Origin of the sequence: Vibrio sp. YT-18 (assembly GCF_033337345.1) — a bacterium.
Taxonomy (GTDB): domain Bacteria; phylum Pseudomonadota; class Gammaproteobacteria; order Enterobacterales; family Vibrionaceae; genus Vibrio; species Vibrio alginolyticus.
This window is the reverse complement of record NZ_JAWOQO010000185.1, coordinates 1-1160: the sequence shown is the minus strand read 5'-3', so window position 1 is coordinate 1160 and position 1160 is coordinate 1. Positions and strand designations below refer to the sequence as shown.

Sequence of the window (1160 nt, the reverse complement as noted above, 5' to 3'; positions counted from 1 at the left end):
ACTCTACAATGAAATCGGCCAAGTTTTCTGGTGGTACACACGTATCTTCAGCGAATGCGACCGGTTTAGCGCGGCCTTTTGCAGCGCCTAACAAACCCACCGCTTTTTTACGCATGTTGTAGATACGTCCAATACTCGCTACATCATTACAAACTTGGTAGCCGATAATGCCCGCTTCTTCTGTTTCCAACATGATATCGAGTTTGGCGGTTAACGCCGCGACCTGCGCAGCAACTTCTTCTTCGTCTTGCCCTGCGTATTCCACCATATTGATGCCAAGCATTTCTTTGTTTGGCACGTCGGTGATCAGATCGCTCACAGTGTGCCAGACAATGTCTTGCTTCGCGAGATTAAGTACTTTTGAGTCAACAGTTTCGACAGAAAGAGCTTTCGCTTCGACCATAAATGGCGCGTTGCGCAGTGCAGAGTCAAAGCTGTTGTATTTCACGTTAACTAAGGTACGCGCTTTCGGAATTGGCGTCAGGTTTAGCTTCGCTTCCGTAATAAAGGCCAATGAGCCTTCTGCTCCACACAGCACTCGCGTGATATCGAAACGGTCATCGTCTTCATTTAACGCGTTCTTTAAGTCATAGCCCGTTAGGAAGCGGTTGAGAGGAGGAAATTTATCCACGATCTGCTGGCGTTTATCTCGACAAACTGATTCCGTCACTTGTAACGCCGTCGCGGCAAACTCGCCTTCTTTTGGATAACCATGAGACAAATCAGACTCTAAAATCGAGCCATCAGCAAACACCGCTTGCAACGACAGTACATGGTCAGACGTTTTCCCGTATTTAAGAGAGCCTTGACCAGAGGCGTCGGTATTTACCATCCCGCCAATCGTTGCGCGGTTGCTGGTCGACAAATCTGGAGAGAAAAAGTAGCCGTAAGGACGAACCGCATCGTTCAACTGATCTTTCACAACACCAGTTTGAACGCGAACCCACCCTTCATCTTCATTCACTTCCAATACTTTGTTCATGTGGCGAGACAAATCCACCACAATGCCTTTGGTCAGCGACTGGCCATTTGTACCGGTACCGCCACCACGAGGGGAGAACGTGATTCTTTCGTACTTTTCTTGATTGCTCAGTTTCCCGATGAGAGAAACATCTTGAGTCGTTCGAGGATGGACGACTGCTTGAGGAAGTTGCTGGTAA

General features: G+C 48.2%; 1 protein-coding gene. It reads right to left on the bottom strand.

Annotated elements, in window-relative coordinates:
- Window positions 1–1160 (bottom strand): FAD-binding oxidoreductase (locus R7M72_RS25325; RefSeq protein WP_318056485.1); only part of this gene is annotated, 1160 nt, incomplete at both ends.